Source organism: Rhodanobacter sp. FW510-R10 (assembly GCF_058781105.1).
The window spans coordinates 1,352,568-1,370,719 of the sequence record NZ_JBYSWL010000001.1 but is presented as its reverse complement, the minus strand read 5'-3'; the positions used below and the strand labels follow the sequence as shown (position 1 = coordinate 1,370,719).

The window sequence follows — 18,152 nt, the reverse complement described above, 5'->3', positions numbered from 1 at the left end:
GTCGCCAGGGAGCGCAGGCAGTTTCCGTTATCATGGCCGTTCCGCTGGTGTCATCCATCGTCCCCATTCGAATCCTTGCATATGCATGTAACAAAGCAGTCGATGTGTCCGTCGCGTGCCGCGAAATACCTGCTCATCGTGGCCCTGGTCGCCCTGGTCGGCGGATGCTCCATCTTCGGCACCAGGCAGCGCGACGACAACCTGCCGGTGGACGCGCTGTACAACAAGGCACATGCCGCGCTGGTGGAGGGCCGTTACAGCACCGCCGCCGCGAGCTATCAGCGCCTGATCGCGCGCTTTCCCTCGGGCCAATACAACGAGCACGCGCAACTCGAACTGGCCTACGCGCAATACAAGGACAACAAGCCCGATGACGCCTTGTCCACCATCAACCGCTTCATCAAGACCTACCCGGCCAACGAGCACGTCGACTACGCCTACTACCTGCGCGGCCTGATCGATTTCGACCGCGACAGCGGCGGCATCCTGACCACCCTGCGCGGTGGTGAAAGCGGGACGGCGCGGCGCGACCCGGCACCGTTCCTGCAATCGTTCGACGACTTTTCCGAACTGTCGCGCCGCTTTCCCAATAGCGCGTACGCGGCCGATGCACGCCAGCGCATGATCTACCTGCGCAACATGCTGGCCCAGTACGAAATCAACATCGCCGAATTCTACCTGCACCAGCGCGCCTACATCGCCGCCGCCAACCGCGCGCAGTACGTGGTCGAACACTACCAGCAGGCGCCGCAAGTGGCCGACGCGCTGGCCCTGCTTACCCGTTGCTACCTTGCGCTCAAGCAGGACAAGCTGGCCGATCAAAGTCGCCAGGTCCTGGCCCTCAACTACCCGAACCACCCGTATCTGAGCGACCCGAAGTGGCCACGCGCGCCATCCACGCTGCGCAAGCTGATTCCGTTCTCCGGCCACCAGTAGGCCGTTTGCACCGGGACGGCGCAGCCGACGGCGCGCGCGGCGCCGCCAGGCTCAACGCCAACCCGAAGTGATTGGATAGCGCCGCTCGCGACCGAAAGCCCGCGAGGTCACCCGCGGGCCAGGCGCGGACTGCCGACGCTTGAACTCGTTTTGCAACACCAGGCGGGTGACCCGGCGCACGGTCTCGGCGGCAAAGCCCGCCGCCACGATTTGCGCCTGTGACTCCTCGCCCTCGATGAAGCGGGCCAGGATCGCATCGAGCTCCGCGTACGGCGGCAACGAATCCTGATCGGTCTGGTTTTCACGCAACTCGGCGGAGGGTGGCCGCTCGATCACGGCCGGTGGGATCGGCGGCAGGTGGGCGGGGCTTTCCGCCGCGTCCCCGCTGCTGATTACCCACGGCAGCCTCCCTGCCGCATTACGCCAGCGCGCCAGGCGGAACACCGCAGTCTTGTAGACGTCCTTGAGCGGCGCATAGGCACCACACATGTCCCCATACAAGGTCGCGTATCCGACCGCCATCTCGCTCTTGTTGCCGGTGGCCAGCAGGAAGCGTCCAAACTTGTTGGACAAGCCCATCAGCAGCACGCCACGTGCCCGCGCCTGCAGGTTTTCCTCGGTGATGTCCGGCTCGCGGCCGGCAAACGCCGGCGCCAGGCCTGCAAGCAGGGCCTGCACGGTCGGCTCGATGTCGATGATCCGGTAATCCACGCCCAGGGCCTCGGCCTGCTCGCGCGCGCCGCGCAGCGACAACTCCGAGGTATAGCGACTGGGCAGCATCACCGCGCTGACCCGTCCGCTGCCCAGGGCATCGACGGCCAGCGCCAGGGTCAGCGCCGAATCGATGCCGCCGGAGAGCCCGAGCAGAACCCCCGCAGCCGCGTTCTTGTCGACGTAGTCGCGCGTACCACGCACCAGCGCGGCGTACAGCGTGGCCTCGGCCGAGGTATCGGCGGCCTGCGGCCAGTGCCTGGCGCGAAAGCGGCGCGTGTCCGGGTCGAACTCAGCCCACAACAACGCGTCCGCAAACGCCGGCGCTCGCGCCACCACGACGCCATCGGCGTCGACCAGCAGCGAGGCGCCGTCGTAGACCACCTCGTCCTGGCCACCCACGAGGTTGACATAGGCGATCGCGCAACCGGTCTCCCGTGCGCGCGCCACCAGCACGGCTTCGCGTTCGGCCTGCTTGACGGTATCCCAGGGCGAGGCGTTGACCACCAGCAACAGCTGCGCACCGGCTGCCGCAGCCTGTCTGGCCGGCTCGACCTGCCATACGTCTTCGCAGATCAGCAGGCCAACGCGCACGCCCTCGACCAGGAACGTGGCACTGCGATCGCCAGGGCGGAAATATCGCTTGTCGTCGAATACGCCGTAGTTGGGCAAGGCCTGCTTGTACGCCGTGGCTTCGACCCGCCCGCCATGGAGCACGCTGGCGGCGTTGTACAACGCCCCGGCGACACGGTGCGGATGGCCGACCACGCTGGTGATCTCCTGCGCGGCGGTTGCCAGCCCGGCCAGTTCCTCGGCACAGGCACTGACGAAACTGGGCCGTAACAGCAGGTCGTCCGGCGGGTAGCCGCTCAAGGCCATCTCGGGGAACGCGACCAGCGCAGCACCGCCGGCGCGCGCCTGGCCGATCAAGGCGCGCATCTTCGCGGCATTGGCCGCAACTGCGCCCACGGCAAAATCGCATTGCGCCAGCGCAAGCCGTAGCGGTGCCATGTGCGGTTCCTCGGGAAGCCTGACGAGGCCTATCGTAGCGACCCAACCGGACCGTGCCATGCACGGCCCGTGAAGGGTCGACGGATCACTTCAGCAGCGTGGCCATGGCCTTGCCCAGGTCGGCCGGCGACTTCACCGTGGTGACGCCAGCCTTCTCCAGCGCCGCGAACTTCGCTGCCGCGGTGCCCTTGCCGCCGGAGATGATCGCGCCGGCATGGCCCATGCGCTTGCCGGCCGGGGCCGAGGCGCCGGCAATGAACGAGACCACGGGCTTGGTCACATGCGCGGCAATGAACTCGGCGGCGTCCTCTTCGGCGCTGCCGCCAATCTCGCCGACCATGATGATGCCTTCGGTCTGCGCGTCGTCCTGGAACAACTCGAGGCAGTCAATGAAGGACAGGCCATTGATCGGATCGCCGCCGATGCCGATCACCGTGCTCTGGCCCAGGCCCTCGTTCGTGGTCTGGAACACCGCCTCGTAAGTCAACGTGCCCGAGCGCGAGACCACGCCAATCTTGCCCGGCTTGTGGATGTGGCCCGGCATGATGCCGATCTTGCACTCGCCCGGAGTGATGACGCCCGGGCAGTTCGGCCCGATCAGCACGGTACCCGGATGCTGCTTCAGCACGTTCTTCACGCGCAACATGTCCAGCACCGGGATGCCTTCGGTGATTGCCACCACCACGCGGATGCCGGCGTCGATCGCCTCGAGGATGGAATCGGCGGCATACGGCGGCGGCACGAAGATCACCGTGGCGTCGGCGCCCGTGGCAGCCACCGCCTCGTTCACCGAGTTGAACACCGGCAAGCCGATGTGCTGCTGGCCGCCCTTGCCGGGGACCACGCCGCCGACCACCTTGGTGCCGTAATCGAGTGCCTGCTGCGCGTGAAAGGTGCCTTGCTGGCCGGTGAAGCCCTGCACGATCACCTTGGTGTTCTTGTTGACCAAAACGCTCATGACAATGTCCTGTGGGTGATCAGTGGGCCGCAGCGGCAACGGCCTTGCGCGCCGCGTCGTTGAGGTCGTCCGCCGGCGTGATTGCAAGGCCGGACCCGGCCAGCAGCTCGCGGCCCTTCTTGACGTTGGTGCCCTGCAGGCGCACCACCACGGGAATCTTCAAGCCCACGTCCTTGACCGCCGCGATGATGCCCTCGGCAATCATGTCGCAACGCACGATGCCGCCGAAGATGTTCACCAGGATTGCCTTCACCTTGTCCGAATGGGTGATGAGCTTGAACGCCTCGGTCACCCGCTCCTTCGTCGCGCCGCCGCCGACGTCGAGAAAGTTGGCCGGCTCGCCGCCGGCCAGCTTGATCACGTCCATGGTGGCCATGGCCAGGCCGGCACCATTGACCATGCAGCCGATCGAGCCGCCCATGGTCACGTAGTTGAGGTTGTATTGCACCGCCGTGGCTTCGGCCTGGTCTTCCTGGGTGAGGTCGCGCATGGCGGCCAGGTCCGGATGCCGGTACTCGGCGTTGTCGTCGGAATTGACCTTGCCGTCCAGCGCCGCCAGGTTGCCATCCTCGAGCACCGCGAGCGGGTTCAGTTCAACCAGGGACAGGTCCTTCTCGTTGAACAGCTTGTACAAGCCAAGCATGATCCTGGTCAGCTGGCCGACCTGCTTCGGGTTCAATTCGAGCGCAAACCCGAGCTGGCGGCACTGGTAGGGCTGCAGCCCCTCGATGAAATCCACCACGATGGTATGGATGTCCTGCGGCGTGTCCCGGGCCACCTGTTCGATATCCACGCCGCCGTGCTTGGAGGCAATGAACGAGACAGCCTTGCGGTCGCGGTCGACCAGGACCGACAGGTACAGTTCGCGGGCAATGTCGGTGGCGTCGGTCACCAGCACCAGGTTGACCGGCAGCTCACGGCCGGCCGACTGGTAGGTCGACATGCGCGTACCGAGCATGCCTTTGGCCGCCGCACGCACCTCGTCGAAGCTCCGGCAGAATTTCACTCCGCCGGACTTGCCGCGACCACCGGCGTGAATCTGTGCCTTCACCATCCACTGCTTGCCGCCCAGGGACTTGGCGACGTCGACGGCGGCGTCCGGGGAATTGGCGATCTTGCCCGGCGGCACGGCAATGCCGTACTGGGCGAACAGCGCCTTGGCCTGATACTCGTGGAAATTCATTCGATACCTCGAGCGAACGGGAAAACAAAAGGCCGCACGCCCGAGGCGCGGGTCGAAGATTGAGCCATGTGGCGAGCGCAGGCAGCCTCGTGGCCGTCCGCAGCGTCCATGATACAACCTGCCATTTTCGCGGAAGCCGCCGGCAATGGAAAGGGCGGCCGGTCCCGCGGGTGGATCGGCGCCACTCGGGAAGGCTGCCGTCAAGAGTCCGACGCCGCGACGCTGGCGTGGCGCCAGTCCCAGCCTATACTTGCGCCAGCCTGTCCTCGAGTATCCGCCTCGTGTCAAGCCCCTCATTCGTCGCCAAAGCTTCAACCGGCCCGGGCACCATCCGCTACGAGCTGACGTTCCTTAATGTGTTCCGGGTGATCCAGGCGGTGGTCTATACCGGCCTGGCGTTCGGCATGACCCAGGTCGACGGCCTGGACCTGGGCAGCCGCGACTTCGCGCGCGACGTGGCAATCAGCTACATGTTGTTTGCCTTGTTGATGCTGCTGTTGAACCGGGCGAGCATGCCGCACGCCAAATCCGCGGTGTCGGCCATGCTGGTGGCGGATGTATTGGCCGCGGTACTGGCCATCGTCACCATGCACGATGCGCGCATCGGCATCGCCATGATGCTCGCGGTCAACTTGAGCGTCGGCGCCCTGATGTTGCCGCTGCGCCTGTCACTGTTCTTTGCGGCGCTGGCCACGCTGGGCATGCTCGGCCATACCTTCTTCGCCTCCATGCTCGGGCGCCTGCCCGGCACCAACGACATGCTCGAGGCGGCACTGTTCGGCCTGGCTTACTTCGCCAGCACGTCGCTGTGCAACACGCTCGGCCGGCAGTTGCGGGCCACCGAGGCGCTGGCCGAACAACGCAGCTCGGACCTGGTCAACCTGTCCCAGGTCAACGAGCTGATCATCCGCCGCATGAAAACCGGGGTGTTGCTGGTGGACGACGCCAACCACATCCACCAGATCAACGAATCGGCGTGGATGCTGCTGGGCAGCCCGAGCGCCGACCAGCGCGACCTGGGCCAGCTGGCGCCCGAGCTGTCGCGGCGGCTGTACCACTGGACCAGCCAGGGCAAGCTGGACGAATCGGCCACCCAGCTCGCCGACGGCATGCCCGAAGTGGTGCCGCGCTTCACCCGCCTGGCGCCGAACGACGACTCGCATGTGCTGATCTTCCTCGATGACACCTCGCTGCTTTCGCGCCGCGCCGAGGAACTCACGCTGACCTCGCTGGGGCGCCTGTCGGCCTCGATTGCCCACGAGATCCGCAACCCGCTGGCTGCCATCCGCTACTCGGCGCAGTTGCTCGCCGAGTCCACCAGCATGGACAGCACCGACCAACGCATGGTGGAGATCATCAACAACCACTGCATCCGCTTGAACGAGATCATCGAGAACATCCTGCAGCTCTCGCGCCGCGAACGCTCGCGGCCGGAAACCCTGGATCTTGGGCGCTGGGCGCAGAACTTCGTCGAGGAATACTGCCAGGGCAACGACATTGGCACCGACTCGCTGCGGGTGGTGTCCAACAGCCCGCTGCCGGTCGCCGCCGTCGCCGATCCGCAACAGTTGCAGCAGGTGGTCTGGAATCTGGTGCAAAACGCGTTGCGCTACGGCCGCCTGCCCGGAGAGCCCGCCCGCGTGCTGGTGGTGACGCGGCAGGGCGAGCACGGCGTGCCCATCCTGGAGGTCATCGACCGCGGACCGGGCATCGCCCCCAAGGTGGCCGCGCAGATCTTCCAGCCGTTCTACACCACGCACGAATACGGCACCGGACTGGGCTTGTATCTGGCGCGGCAAATGAGCGAGGCCAACCAGGCCGCGCTGCAGTACGTGCGTGTCGCCGGCGGTGGCAGCTGCTTCCGCCTGGTGCTGACTCCGCCGGCGCATCGGCTAGTCGGCGGCGACATACCGACGCCGAGCCTGGGGGCGGCGTGGCAGACGCCCGAGCGGCCTTGTCCGAGCGCAGCTATGACCTGTGTTTCACGGACATGCGCCTGCCCGATGGCAACGGCCAGGAAATCATCGAGCTGATTGCCGAGACCCGCCCGGACATGCCGGTGGCGATGATCACCGCTTACGGCAACGTGGATGCCGCGGTCAATGCGCTGAAGGCAGGGGCATTCGATTTCGTCTCCAAGCCGGTGGACATCCAGATGTTGCGCGGCCTCGTGCGCACCGCGCTGCGCCTGGCCGAGGAGCGCCACAACGGCAGCGCCACGGCCAAGCCCGGCGAGGTCAGCAGCCGCCTGGTCGGCGATTCGGCCGCGATGCAGCAGGTACGCGCCACGGTGGGCAAGCTGGCGCGCAACCAGGCGCCGGTCTACATCGCCGGCGAATCCGGCGTCGGCAAGGAGCTGGTGGCGCGGCTGATCCACGAACAAGGGCCGCGCGCCAGCGGCCCGTTCGTTCCGGTCAACTGCGGCGCGATCCCCTCCGAGCTGATGGAGAGCGAGTTCTTCGGCCACCGCAAGGGCAGCTTCACCGGCGCGGCAACGGACAAGGAGGGCCTGTTCCAGGCCGCACAGGGCGGCACGCTGTTCCTCGATGAGGTGGCCGAACTGCCGCTGCACATGCAGGTGAAGCTGCTGCGCGCGATCCAGGAAAAGGCCGTACGTCCCATTGGCGGTCGGGACGAAATCCCGGTGGACGTGCGCATCTTGTCGGCCACGCACAAAAACCTGGCCGAGCTGGTGGAGCTGGGCCAGTTCCGCCAGGACCTGTTCTACCGCATCAACGTCATCGAGCTGCGCGTGCCGCCGTTGCGCGAGCGCCGTGACGATGTCCCGCTGCTGGCCAAATTCATCCTGGAAGGGCTTGCCGCCAAGAGCGGCGGCGGCCCCGGCGTGCTCTCGCTCGGCGCCCAGCAGGCGCTGGCAGGCTACGACTTCCCGGGCAACGTACGCGAGCTGGAAAACATCCTCGAGCGCGCGATGGCCATGTGCGAAGGCACCAACATCGATGCCGAGGACCTGATGCTGCCGCAGCGCAGCGCACATCTGGGCAGCGACGTCGGCGCTGTCCGCCACCCCGATCCGGTCCGCGAAGCGACCAGCGACGGCGGTCTCGATGACTACATCACCAACCTGGAGCGCACCGCGATCGTCAAGGCGCTCGAGGAATCGCGCTACAACAAGACGGCTGCGGCGCGCAAGCTCGGCATCACGTTCCGCGCGCTCCGCTACAAGCTGAAAAAACTCGGCATCGACTGATGCCTGGGGAAACCTGGTCAGACCACCGGATTCCAGCTTGACCAGTGCTCCCTTGTCGCAACCGTGGGGTTGCTTGGCGTGAATGCCGTCATCCCCGCGAAAGCGGGGATCCAGTGGTCTTGGGGTCCGTAGAGGCTAAGGCACTGGATTCCCGCTTTCGCGGGAATGACGCCGGGGTGTTTCGCCGCCACGCGAACCGGGTACCGGCAGCCACGCGCGGGATCAGCCTTTCGGCGCGTCGGGCTCGTCCAGGGCCTTGCGTACCGTCCGCAGCAGAGCGCGGGTGCTGACCGGCTTGTTGAGCACATAGAGCTTGGCCAACGGCGGCAATCCGTGCAGGTCCGGCGGCGCCTCGGGGTGCGCGAGCAGGATCACTGCTCCGGCATAGGCCCGCTCCAGCAGGGAAGCCAGCGTACGCACCCCAGTCAGCAGGTTCATGTCCGCGTCCATGACCACCAGCTCGGGCAAGCCACAGGCCTCGATCCACTGCAAGGCCGCGGTACCGCTCTGGCACGGGCTCGGCTGATAGCCGTAGGCATCGAAGGTATCGGTCAGCAGGCGCAGCGGGCCGGCCGCCTCGACCACCACCAGGACGCGCTCGGCGGCTCCCTCCAGGCTCTCTTGCTGCATGTCCACTTCATCGCCCGCCACCGCATCGACCGGCAGGTACAGGTCGAAGCGGGTACCGCGGCCCGGTGCGCTGTCGACGCGCATCACCCCGCCGTGGTTGCCGACGATGCGCTTGCATGACATCAGGCCCAGGCCCGTGCCGGTCTCCTTGGTGGTGAAGAACGGCTCGAACAGATGCTTGAGCACTTCGGGCGGCATGCCTGGGCCGTCGTCGGTCACGCTGATGCGCAGGTAGTTGCCGGCGCGCGACGGTTCAGGTGGCAGGAAAAAATCCTTGGGCAAGCCAACGCATGAGGTTTCCAGGCGCATGTGGCCCCCGTCGGGCATGGCCTGGATCGCATTGAGGCAGAGGTTCAGCAGGCATTGCTGCAACTCCGTCTGGTTGCCCTCGAAGCTCAGCTCCGGGTCGTCGACCACCAATTCCAGTGCCACCGACCGCGGCACGCTGCCCTGCATCAGCAGGTCCAGGGCATTGACCAGCGCACCCAGCCGCACCTGTTCGGCGCGCCGCGCGCCGCGGGCAAAGGACAGCATCGAGTGCACCATGTCCAGGCCGCGCTTGCCACAATCGCGGACCAGGGTGGCAAGGCGCAAGAGGCGGGGATCGTCGTAGTCGCGCAGGCTGTCCGCGACCAGCAGCAGTGGTTGCAGCAGGTTGCGCAAGTCGTGGCTCAGGCCGCCGGCCAGCATGGCGAGGCTCTCGAAGCGCTGGGAGCGCAGCAGCTCGGCCTCGGTCCGCCGCCGCTGGCGGCGCGCCTCCGCCTCGCGCAGCGCGCGGCGCACGGCGCTGGCCAGGCGCACGGGGTTTTGTTTCAGGATGTAGTCGGTGGCGCCGTCGCGCAGGGCGGCGACGGCTGCCTCTTCACCCAGCGTTGCCGAGACGAAAATGAACGGCAAATCCTCGTCGCGCTCACGCAACAGGGCCAGCGCCCGCTTGCCGGAAAACTTTGGCATGCTCAGGTCGGAAAGTACGATGTCGGGTGCAAACTCATCGAGCGCGGCAATGAATTGGCTTTCGTCGTCGACCAGCCGTGCCTCGTAGCGCAGGCCATCATGCTCGAGCTCGCCCAGGATCAGTTCGGCGTCGGGCGCGCTGTCCTCGACCTGCAGGACGCGTATCGTGTCGAATCGGTTTTCCCCATCTTCCGACATCGCGGTCATCCGTCCCAATCCGTCAGCACCAGTGCTCGCACTGCGCCCAGCCAACACGACTCAATCTGAGTCGACCGGCTGGTTGAACACGGCCCAAAACCGGCCCAGCGCACGTACCGCAGCGAAAAACTGCTCCACATCCACCGGTTTGATGACGTACGCGTTGACACCCAGATCCCAGCCCCGCGCCAGGTCGCTCTCTTCGCGCGACGAAGACAGGATGACCACTGGAATATGGTGCAGGTGCTCATCCTGACGCATGCGCTTCAGCACCTCAAGCCCATCCATGCGCGGCATCTTGATGTCCAGCAGCACCACCACCGGGTCGGCGCGCACGCTTCCGATCCAGGTACCGCTCCCCTGCAGGTAATCCATGCAGTCCACGCCATCCTCGACGTGCACGATCGGGTTGGCCAGATGCGCCTCGGCCAGCGCGTCCATGATCATCTCGGCGTCCTCCCGGCTGTCTTCGACGAGCAGGATGGGGCGGAGGTCACGCTTGTTCATGTCGGGCCTCAGACAGATGCGCCCGCCACATCCGTGGCCGGCAAGGAAAAGTGGAAACGTGCGCCTTGGCCCAACTCGCCCTCGGCCCAGACGCGGCCACCGTGCCGGGCGATGATGCGCCGCACGTTCGCCAAACCGATGCCGTTGCCGGGGAATTCGGTTGCGCGGTGCAGGCGCTGGAACACGCCAAACAACTTGTCCGCGTATTGCATATCGAAACCGGCGCCATTGTCCGAGACGGTGAATTCGTAGCCATTGTCCACACTGTGCTTCACGCTGACGTCAATGTGCGCGACCTCGCGCTTGCCGGTGTACTTCACCGCGTTGCCAATCAGGTTCTGCCACACCGTGCGCAGCATGTTCTCGTCTCCGATCACCATGGGCAGGGGCGCAATGCTCCATACGATGCGCCGATCGGGCACATCGGCACTGGCCAGATCGCGGGCTTCCTCCGCCAACGATTGCATGTCCACGCCCTGCAGGCGCAAGGCACCGCGGCCAAGTCGCGAAAACACCAGCAGGTCGTCGATCAGCCGGGCCATGCGCTGCGCCGCGTCGGAGACGACCTCGATGTAATGGCGCGACTTCTCGTCGGCGCTATCGCCTAGATGCTGCTGCAGCTTCTGTGAAAAGCCCGCGATGTGCCGCAAAGGCGCGCGCAGGTCATGCGACACCGAATAGCTGAACGCCTCCAGCTCGCGATTGACGTCCGACACCTGCGCAACCTTGCCCTCCAGTTGGCGGTTGAGCTCGTTCATCTGCCGCTCCGTCATCGCCCGCGCGGTGATATCGCTGATCGTGAGCACCAGCGACGGCTTCTCCCCGGCCTCCTGCTGCAGGCGCTGGGCATTGAGCATGACCCGCCGGGTCATGCCGTCGGCCGTGGATTGGGTCATCTCGTAGTCCCACAGCTCGCGTCCTTGCAGCAATACCTCGCGCAGCCGCTGTAGCAGCACATCGTTGTCCCATGCCCCGCCGCCCATCGTGGCCAGTTCCTGCCGGTGCCGGTCGGCATCGACGCCATACATTCTGGCAAAGGCTGGATTCACCAGCAGGCTGCGCAATTCCGCATCGAACAGCCCAATCGGTTCGCGGACCGCCTGCAGGATCAGGCGCGAGCGCAGCACGGCGTGGCTCTCGCGACTCTCGGCCCGCCGCCGCCGGCCAATCTGGCGCTCGGTCATGATGATGATCAGGCCAAGCAGCACCAGCTGGGCCAAGGCGGTGAGCGCCGACACCGCGCGCCCAACCACGGTCGAACGTGCTGCTACAAGCTGCCGCCGGGCGAGCAACGCATCCTCATTGCGCACGATGGCACTGATCGTCCCGTCGATCGGAAACAAGTCCTCGGCATCGCGCAGCGAACGGCGCGCACCTGCCGCATCGCCGGCTTCGAGTTTTGCCGCTGCCTGGTTCAGCAAGACCACGCGGCCATTGATGCTCTTTTCCAATGCGCCCACCAGGATCCGCTGGTCGGGATTGTCCCGTGTCATGGCGCCCAGCTGCGCCGTCATCTCGAGGCCTTCGCGCGTGTAGCGCTGAATGCGCTCGCGGGTATACGCATCGCCATCGCCCACCAGCGTGCGATACAGCGCCGACTCGCTGTCATGCACCACATAGGCTGCGCGATAGACCATCGACTTGACCAGCATCGAATGGTTGACCCAGGCGGTGGCACGCCGCGTGTCGTGCGCGTTGAGGGTGATGACCAGATAAGGCAGGCCCACGATGACGACCACCGCAAAGAGCAGCCCTGCGATCCGCCACCGCATCAACCCGGCCCAATTCATGAGTCCTGCACCCGCGGCAACCTCGACTGTGTTCCGTCCGCTGCATTCCATTCTGGCATGATTTCGCGCCCCGCTCGGCATGGCGCCATCTGTCTGCCCGGACGCGAACGGAGAAATGAACGACGCGGCTCGGCAGTCCAGTGGATTGACGAAACTCGGTCAACACCAGGCCGGTAGAGGGCACCTTGACGGCCGCTTCACCCGCGATAGTGCACTGCTGTCCGCCGACGCAACGCCGTTGCACCGTCACCGGCGACTTGGAAGGCCTGGAACGCTCGGAAACCACCCATCCCCGTTGGCACAGGGATATCCCATGAACGCACGCCTTGACCCGCTGTACCAGGCCGCCCTGCTGGTCGTTGACATGATCAGCGACTTTGGCTTCCCCGATGGCGAAAAGCTGGCCATCGAGGCGGAAAAGGCGGTCGGCCCCATGGTTCTGGCGCGGAATCTATTCCGCAGCCGCAGGCTTCCAGTCATCTATGTCAACGACAATTTTGGCCAGTGGAACCTCGGCTTTTCCGAGCTCGTCGACTGGGCGCGGCGAGGCGAGAGCCGTGGCCGCGCGATCGTCGAGCGCCTGTTGCCGGCGGACGACGACTATTTCATTCTCAAACCCAGGCACTCGGCGTTCTACGAGACCGCCCTACCGAGCCTGCTGGACCAGCTCGAGGTGCACCGGCTCGCGATCGTGGGCGTCGCTGGCGACGCCTGCGTGCTGTCGTCGGCGCTCGATGCGTATATCCGGCACTTCCCGGTGTGGGTCCCCGCAAATGCATCCGCCGCCCTCACCTCGCAGCGCAACACCCGCGCCATGGAATTCCTGGCCGAATCGCTGGGCTGCGACATCCATCCGATGGGCTCGCGCGAGGATGGCCGATGAACCGCCGCGCTTGCCTGCGAGCGGAAACCCGTGGACAGCCAGGCCATGAACACCGACTTCCTGCAGTTCAGCATGTCGCCACTGGAAATCATGGTCCGCGGCAGTCTGATGTACTGGTTCCTGTTCGCGATCTTCCGCTTCATCCTGCGGCGCAACGCGGGCACGGCAGGCATCACAGACATCCTCTTCGTCGTGCTGCTTGGGGATGCGGCGCAGAACGCGATGATCGGCGACGGCCAGACGGTCGCCGACGGCGTGACCCTGATCGGCACCCTGGTCGCCTTGAATTACCTGCTGGATTACCTCGGCTGCCGTTCCCCGCGGGTCTCCAAGCTGACCGACGCACCACCGATCCTCATGGTCCGCAACGGCCGCCTGCAGGCCCGCAACATGCGCCGCGAGCACATCACCGAAAAGGAACTGCGGGCAAAACCGCGCAGCTCCGACGTGGAGCGGCTGGACGAGGTCAAGGCGATGTACCTGGAAGGCGACGGCTCCTTCAGTGTGCTGAAGATGAAGATCGGCCACTCCTAAGGGAGCTCTGGACAATTCGCTCTTGATCGTCATTCCCGCTTTCGCGCACTGCTGTCCGGAATGTTTTCGGAACCGCCTTTGCTTCATCTACGGTATCGTGCCAGGACGCCGAAACCCTACCTGGCGTCATTCCCGCTTGCGCGCACTGCTGTCCGGAACGTTTTCGGAACCGCCTTTGCTTCATCTACGGTATTGTGCCAGGACGCCGAAACCCTACCTGGCGTCATTCCCGCGAAAGCGGGAATCCAGTGCTTTGGCCTTTGCAGACACCTAAAAGCACTGGATCCCCGCTTTCGCGGGGATGACGATGGAGGTTCGAGGGTCTGGGTAAGACAACGGGGTGACCACCTTTTTTTGAGTCCAGGGTGCGCGTGACAGCCGTCCAGCCTTGCGTCGCCACGTCTTCGGTGTCGCGGCACGAATTTATTCCGGACAGCAGTGCGCTTGCGCGGGGATGACGGCAATTATTCAGACCTTCCCTAAGGGAGGTGGGCTGGTACCGCCCACCCGTGGAATCCACCCTCGATTGTTGGCGAGACAGGCGACGCGGCGTTCACTGCCTATGCGATTTCATGGCCGCATCGCCACGGGAGTTCCCATGCGACTGTCACAACTGGTCGTGGCCGTGCGCAAGTCCATCGGCGGCGTGGGCAACGACGCGTTGCTGACCCGCGCGGCGGCCATCGCCTTTTATTCCGCCCTGTCCTTTGCACCGCTGATCGTGCTGCTGCTGTGGCTGCTCGCCGCGTTGCGTCCCGAATGGCAACAGCAGCTGATTGAAGGCCTGGCCGGGATTCTTGGCGAAAAAGCCGCTGGCGCCATCGACCTGGTGATGCAGAACGCGAAATCGACGCCGGAGCTGGGCAACCTGGCGGGCATCATCGGCGCGCTGATCACGCTGTTCAGCGTCTCCGTGGTCTTCGCCCAGTTGCAACGGGCGCTCAACGTCATCTGGGACGTGCGGGCAAAACCCGGCAAGGCGGTGACCGCGTGGCTGTGGGCGCGCGCGCGCGCCATCGGCCTGCTGGTGGGCATCCTGTTCCTGCTCATCGTGTCGTTCGTGGTGAGTACGCTGATCCGCATTTTCGTGCCAGTCGACACCGTGGCCTGGAACATCGCCGAGCAGCTCATCTCCCTGCTCGTGTTCATCGTCGCGTTCGGCGCCATGTACCACCTGCTGCCGGACGCGCGCATTGCCTGGTCGGACGCCTGGCACGGCGCAGTGCTGACCACGGTGTTGTTCGTCGCCGGCAAATACGCGCGGCAAGGAAATGGCCAAGGCTGCAGGACGTCACCGGTGGCTTCGTGTACATGCGGCTGCATGGCGACAAGGTGCTCTATGCCAGCGGCTATACGGATGCGGCGCTGGATGATTGGGCCGCCCGCATCCGCGCCTGGATGGGCGGCGGGCAGCCCGGCGATGCCAAGGACCGGGTCAGCGCTGATGCGCCGCCGCCGCGCAAGTCGCGTGACGTGTATTGCTACTTCGACAACGACATCAAGGTGAAGGCGCCATTTGACGCCATGAAGCTGTGCGCCCGGTTTCGGCGCTGAGTGCCCCACTCCGATGTGCGCCACTGACCTGACCCCCGTGTCCTGCGCGGCCTCGGTCACCGCACATGCGGCCACGGCGTGTACGGGCTTTTCACCGTGGCATCAGCATGCTGCCTCCCGTTCACCGCTGCCGCCAGTACGACGCTGCTGTTTGCAAGCTGGCCCCTGTCGCCATTTCAAAAGGATTGGCAATGAGCGATGACGCTACCGAGCCGCTGGCGAAACGTATCGCGGCGATCCTGGAGGACGAACACCCCGACTCCGCCGCCCTGGCCGCGGTGCTGCGCGACGAGGACGTCGGCGACATCGCCGTGGTGATGGACAAGCTCGAGCCGGAGCAATGCAAACTGGTGTTGCGCGCATTGGGCGAGGACCAGGCCGCGGAGCTCTTGACGCAGCTCGAGCCGGAGCTCACCAAGGCGCTCATTGGCTGCTACGACCCGCCACAGTTCGAGCACCTGCTGGAGCGGCTATCGCCGCGCGAGGCGGCCCGCGTGGCGGCGGACGCGCCGCGAGCCTACCTCGATACTGCCGGTGCCAAGGAGCCGACGGTCGCCCGCGACGCGAAAAAGCGTGCCGAATATCCCGAAGGCAGCGCGGGCCGACTGATGACCGACCAGTTCATCCGCCTGCGCCCCGACATGAGCGTCGCCGAAGCATTGGAGGCGCTGCGCCGTACCGACCCCGACGTCGATACGCCAGACAACCTGTACGTGGTCGGCGCCGGCGGGAAATCCGGCCAGACCGGCGAACGCCTCAAGGGTGCGGTCTCCATCCGCTCGCTGGTCATGGCCGACCCTGGACAGCCGGTGCGCGAGGTCATGGCCACGGAAATCGTCTCCGTGGAAGCCAGCGCGAAGGAGGACGCCGCGGCGAACCTGCTCTCGCAATACAAGTTCTCTACGCTGCCGGTCATGGACAAGGAGGGCCTGCTGGTCGGCGTCATTCCCGCCGAAGACCTGATGCGCGTGGTGGTCTCCCGCCTGCGGCGGCGCTATGCGAGGGCCGTCGGTACCGATGCCGAAGCCATGGAAAAGGCCACTCCTTTGCGGGAGGCGAAGCTGCGCGTGCCCTGGCTGCTGGGCACCATGGTGCTGGAGCTTGGCGCCGGGCTGGTGATCGCGCGCTTCAACCAGGTCCTGGAGAAAATCATCCTGCTTGCCTCGTTTATGCCGGTGATTTCGGCGGTCGCCGGCAACGTTGGCCTGCAGGCGGCAGCGATCACCGTGCGCGGCCTGGATACCGGCCAGACCAGCCTGAAACACAGCGGCAAGACGCTGCTCAAGGAAGTCATGGTCACCATGCTCATGGGTGCGGCCTGCGCCCTGGTCCTGGGGACGATCGGCCTGATCTGGTCCAAGCAGCTGATGTTCGCCATCGTGATCGCCGTCGCGCTGGGTTGCTCGATGCTGACCGCCTGCCTGATGGGAACGATCATCCCCATGGTCTCGAAGAAGTTGGGTTTCGATCCGGCGACCACGGCCGGACCGTTCGAGACCGCTTTCCAGGACATCGTCGGTTTCGGCGTATTCCTTGCCCTGGCAACCCTGCTGCTGCAATAAGCCGGTTCGTCTTTGGAACGGGCAGCACCCGGCATTTCACCTCGCGTGCTCGTTCCGCGCCCCACAGTAGGCACCCCGTTGGAGATGCGGGATCGAGCCATGCCAGCGTCCGGTTCGCACAAAGTGGTTTACGCCGCGCTGGGCGGCAACCTGATGATCGCCGTCGCCAAGTTCGTGGCGGCCGGCGTCTCGGGCAGCTCGGCCATGCTCAGCGAAGGCGTGCATTCGCTGGTCGACACGGTGAACGAGCTGCTGCTCCTGTACGGGCTGCGTCGCGCCGGCATGCCACCCGACCGCACCCATCCGTTTGGCCACGGGCGCGAGCTGTACTTCTGGAGTTTCATCGTGGCGTTGCTCGTGCTGGCCATGGGGGCCGGGGTGTCGTTTTACGAAGGCGTGATGCACGTCCGCCACCCCGAAGCGATCGAGCATCCGTTGGTGAATTACCTGGTGTTGCTGGTGTCGTTCGTCTTCGAAGGTGCGTCGTGGAGCGTGGCGCTGCACGAATTTCGCGCACAGAAGGGACCCCTGGGATATTTCGAGGCGTTTCGCTTGAGCAAGGATCCCAGCACCTTCACCGTCCTGCTGGAAGACAGTGCGGCTTTGCTCGGCCTGCTGCTGGCGCTGGCTGGCCTGGTCGGCACGCAACTGCTGGCGCTGCCCATGCTGGACGGCGTGGCATCCATCGGCATCGCGGGCCTCCTGGCCGTGTCCGCCACGCTGCTGGCGCGGGAAACCAAGGGACTGCTGATCGGCGAGACCGCCCATCCGGCAGTGAGCGAGGCGATCCTGGCGATCGCGAGCACTGATGAGGGCGTGCGCTGCGCGAATGGCGTCTTGACCGTGCAGATGGGGCCGAATCAGGTCGTCGCCACGCTGAGCGCCGAATTCGAGGACGCACTGACCACGCCGCAAATCGAGGCTTGCGTCAATCGCATCGAGAAGCAGGCCAAGGTGGCGCATCCTGAAATTGTCTCGCTGTTCGTCAAGCCACAGACGGCCGAAGTCTGGCGCGCAAGGCGCAAGCAGCTTGAGGAGAATGCGCAGGCATTGAGCTCATGAAACCGCTCCAGCGGCGCTCCCCCTCCTGCACTGTGGCGCTGGCCCCCGCCCTTTGCGCGGACCTGTGCAGTGGACACTCGCGTGGCCACAGGCACGGGCGCGGCTGCCCTGGCGTTGCGCGGCCATGGTCCAGTTGAGCCTGTTCGGCAACGGTCCGCAGCGGCTGCTGGACGATGCCAGCGGGCGCATCGTCCTGGTGCCCGACCTGGTGGATGAGGTCACCGCGCGACGTTGGTTCAGCGAGCTGCAAGCTGGCGTGGCCTGGCGCGCCGGGACGCGGCAGATGTACGAGCGCGAGGTCGAAGTCCCGCGTTTGCGCGCGCACTAGCCTGGCGTTTCGCGTGCACGGTGGGGCGTGGACCCATGCCCGGCCTGCGCCAATCGACTCAGGAAAGTAGCCAGCCTCACTCATGCGCGTAGCCTGCCACTCTCGGCTTCACTGCTGCATGACGAAGCGCGGCCTAGGCT

General features: G+C 65.6%; 14 protein-coding genes and 2 pseudogenes. 10 read left to right on the top strand and 6 right to left on the bottom strand.

What is annotated here, in order from left to right; translation table 11 throughout:
- Nucleotides 1-102: 102 nt before the first annotated feature.
- The gene (locus AC3WJB_RS05765; protein ID WP_492679584.1) at nucleotides 103-936 is read left to right on the top strand and encodes an outer membrane protein assembly factor BamD; all 834 of its coding nucleotides are present in this window, start codon (nucleotides 103-105) and stop codon (nucleotides 934-936) included.
- A 51-nt stretch (nucleotides 937-987) separates the two neighbouring features.
- On the opposite strand, the gene AC3WJB_RS05760 is transcribed toward AC3WJB_RS05765, so the two are convergent.
- The 3 genes from AC3WJB_RS05760 to sucC form a co-directional block, all read right to left on the bottom strand.
- Complete coding sequence (locus AC3WJB_RS05760; protein ID WP_492679582.1) at nucleotides 988-2,658, bottom strand: NAD+ synthase; 1,671 nt, start codon at nucleotides 2,656-2,658, stop codon at nucleotides 988-990.
- Between the two features lie 85 nt (nucleotides 2,659-2,743).
- Nucleotides 2,744-3,616, bottom strand: a complete 873-nt coding sequence (gene sucD, locus AC3WJB_RS05755) for a succinate--CoA ligase subunit alpha (RefSeq protein ID WP_492679580.1) — start codon at nucleotides 3,614-3,616, stop codon at nucleotides 2,744-2,746.
- A 19-nt stretch (nucleotides 3,617-3,635) separates the two neighbouring features.
- The gene (gene sucC / locus AC3WJB_RS05750) at nucleotides 3,636-4,799 is read right to left on the bottom strand and encodes an ADP-forming succinate--CoA ligase subunit beta (protein WP_492679578.1); all 1,164 of its coding nucleotides are present in this window, start codon (nucleotides 4,797-4,799) and stop codon (nucleotides 3,636-3,638) included.
- Between the two features lie 281 nt (nucleotides 4,800-5,080).
- On the opposite strand from sucC, the gene AC3WJB_RS05745 reads away from it, so the two are divergent.
- Nucleotides 5,081-6,832 carry a sensor histidine kinase gene (locus AC3WJB_RS05745; RefSeq protein ID WP_492679576.1) on the top strand — a complete coding sequence of 584 codons (1,752 nt, stop codon included), beginning with the start codon at nucleotides 5,081-5,083 and terminating at the stop codon, nucleotides 6,830-6,832.
- Nucleotides 6,727-8,010: pseudogene (locus AC3WJB_RS05740) on the top strand (sigma-54-dependent transcriptional regulator); the annotation flags it as partial. The gene AC3WJB_RS05745 and the pseudogene AC3WJB_RS05740, both read left to right, overlap by 106 nt.
- 222 nt (nucleotides 8,011-8,232) lie before the next feature.
- Here the strand turns inward: AC3WJB_RS05740 and AC3WJB_RS05735 are convergent.
- Genes AC3WJB_RS05735 through AC3WJB_RS05725 form a run of 3 tightly spaced genes read right to left on the bottom strand, consistent with a single transcriptional unit; the run spans nucleotide 8,233 to nucleotide 12,089 of the window.
- Complete coding sequence (locus AC3WJB_RS05735; RefSeq protein ID WP_492679574.1) at nucleotides 8,233-9,801, bottom strand: ATP-binding protein; 1,569 nt, start codon at nucleotides 9,799-9,801, stop codon at nucleotides 8,233-8,235.
- A gap of 51 nt (nucleotides 9,802-9,852) precedes the next feature.
- Entirely contained in the window at nucleotides 9,853-10,299 is a 447-nt protein-coding gene (locus AC3WJB_RS05730; protein WP_492679572.1) for a response regulator, read from the bottom strand.
- Between the two features lie 8 nt (nucleotides 10,300-10,307).
- Entirely contained in the window at nucleotides 10,308-12,089 is a 1,782-nt protein-coding gene (locus AC3WJB_RS05725; protein WP_492679570.1) for a sensor histidine kinase, read from the bottom strand.
- A gap of 313 nt (nucleotides 12,090-12,402) precedes the next feature.
- Between AC3WJB_RS05725 and AC3WJB_RS05720 the strand changes: the two genes are divergently transcribed.
- The 7 genes and pseudogenes from AC3WJB_RS05720 (at nucleotide 12,403) to AC3WJB_RS05690 (ending at nucleotide 18,012) form a co-directional block, all read left to right on the top strand.
- On the top strand, nucleotides 12,403-12,972 hold the full coding sequence (locus AC3WJB_RS05720) for a cysteine hydrolase family protein (RefSeq protein ID WP_492679568.1): 570 nt from the start codon (nucleotides 12,403-12,405) through the stop codon (nucleotides 12,970-12,972).
- 45 nt (nucleotides 12,973-13,017) lie between these two features.
- Entirely contained in the window at nucleotides 13,018-13,506 is a 489-nt protein-coding gene (locus AC3WJB_RS05715; RefSeq protein ID WP_492679566.1) for a DUF421 domain-containing protein, read from the top strand.
- A gap of 454 nt (nucleotides 13,507-13,960) precedes the next feature.
- Nucleotides 13,961-14,707: pseudogene (locus AC3WJB_RS05710) on the top strand (YihY/virulence factor BrkB family protein); the annotation flags it as partial.
- On the top strand, nucleotides 14,614-15,060 hold the full coding sequence (locus tag AC3WJB_RS05705) for a DUF72 domain-containing protein (RefSeq protein ID WP_492683091.1): 447 nt from the start codon (nucleotides 14,614-14,616) through the stop codon (nucleotides 15,058-15,060). The pseudogene AC3WJB_RS05710 and the gene AC3WJB_RS05705, both read left to right, overlap by 94 nt.
- 191 nt (nucleotides 15,061-15,251) lie before the next feature.
- Nucleotides 15,252-16,622, top strand: coding sequence for a magnesium transporter (mgtE, locus tag AC3WJB_RS05700; protein ID WP_492679564.1), 1,371 nt, complete (start codon nucleotides 15,252-15,254; stop codon nucleotides 16,620-16,622).
- 84 nt (nucleotides 16,623-16,706) lie between these two features.
- On the top strand, nucleotides 16,707-17,684 hold the full coding sequence (locus AC3WJB_RS05695; protein WP_492679562.1) for a cation diffusion facilitator family transporter: 978 nt from the start codon (nucleotides 16,707-16,709) through the stop codon (nucleotides 17,682-17,684).
- Nucleotides 17,685-17,808: 124 nt separating this feature from the next.
- Entirely contained in the window at nucleotides 17,809-18,012 is a 204-nt protein-coding gene (locus AC3WJB_RS05690; protein WP_492679560.1) for a hypothetical protein, read from the top strand.
- Nucleotides 18,013-18,152: the final 140 nt, after the last annotated feature.

Bases quoted from the DNA above. Each gene is read 5' to 3' on its own strand.
- sucD (WP_492679580.1), bottom strand. From the start codon at position 3,616: ATGAGCGTTTTGGTCAACAAGAACACCAAGGTGATCGTGCAGGGCTTC.
- AC3WJB_RS05760 (WP_492679582.1), bottom strand. From the start codon at position 2,658: ATGGCACCGCTACGGCTTGCGCTGGCGCAATGCGATTTTGCCGTGGGC.
- sucC (WP_492679578.1), bottom strand. From the start codon at position 4,799: ATGAATTTCCACGAGTATCAGGCCAAGGCGCTGTTCGCCCAGTACGGC.
- AC3WJB_RS05695 (WP_492679562.1), top strand. From the start codon at position 16,707: ATGCGGGATCGAGCCATGCCAGCGTCCGGTTCGCACAAAGTGGTTTAC.
- AC3WJB_RS05720 (WP_492679568.1), top strand. From the start codon at position 12,403: ATGAACGCACGCCTTGACCCGCTGTACCAGGCCGCCCTGCTGGTCGTT.
- AC3WJB_RS05730 (WP_492679572.1), bottom strand. From the start codon at position 10,299: ATGAACAAGCGTGACCTCCGCCCCATCCTGCTCGTCGAAGACAGCCGG.
- mgtE (WP_492679564.1), top strand. From the start codon at position 15,252: ATGAGCGATGACGCTACCGAGCCGCTGGCGAAACGTATCGCGGCGATC.
- AC3WJB_RS05725 (WP_492679570.1), bottom strand. From the start codon at position 12,089: ATGAATTGGGCCGGGTTGATGCGGTGGCGGATCGCAGGGCTGCTCTTT.
- AC3WJB_RS05735 (WP_492679574.1), bottom strand. From the start codon at position 9,801: ATGACCGCGATGTCGGAAGATGGGGAAAACCGATTCGACACGATACGC.
- AC3WJB_RS05765 (WP_492679584.1), top strand. From the start codon at position 103: ATGTGTCCGTCGCGTGCCGCGAAATACCTGCTCATCGTGGCCCTGGTC.
- AC3WJB_RS05690 (WP_492679560.1), top strand. From the start codon at position 17,809: ATGGTCCAGTTGAGCCTGTTCGGCAACGGTCCGCAGCGGCTGCTGGAC.
- AC3WJB_RS05715 (WP_492679566.1), top strand. From the start codon at position 13,018: ATGAACACCGACTTCCTGCAGTTCAGCATGTCGCCACTGGAAATCATG.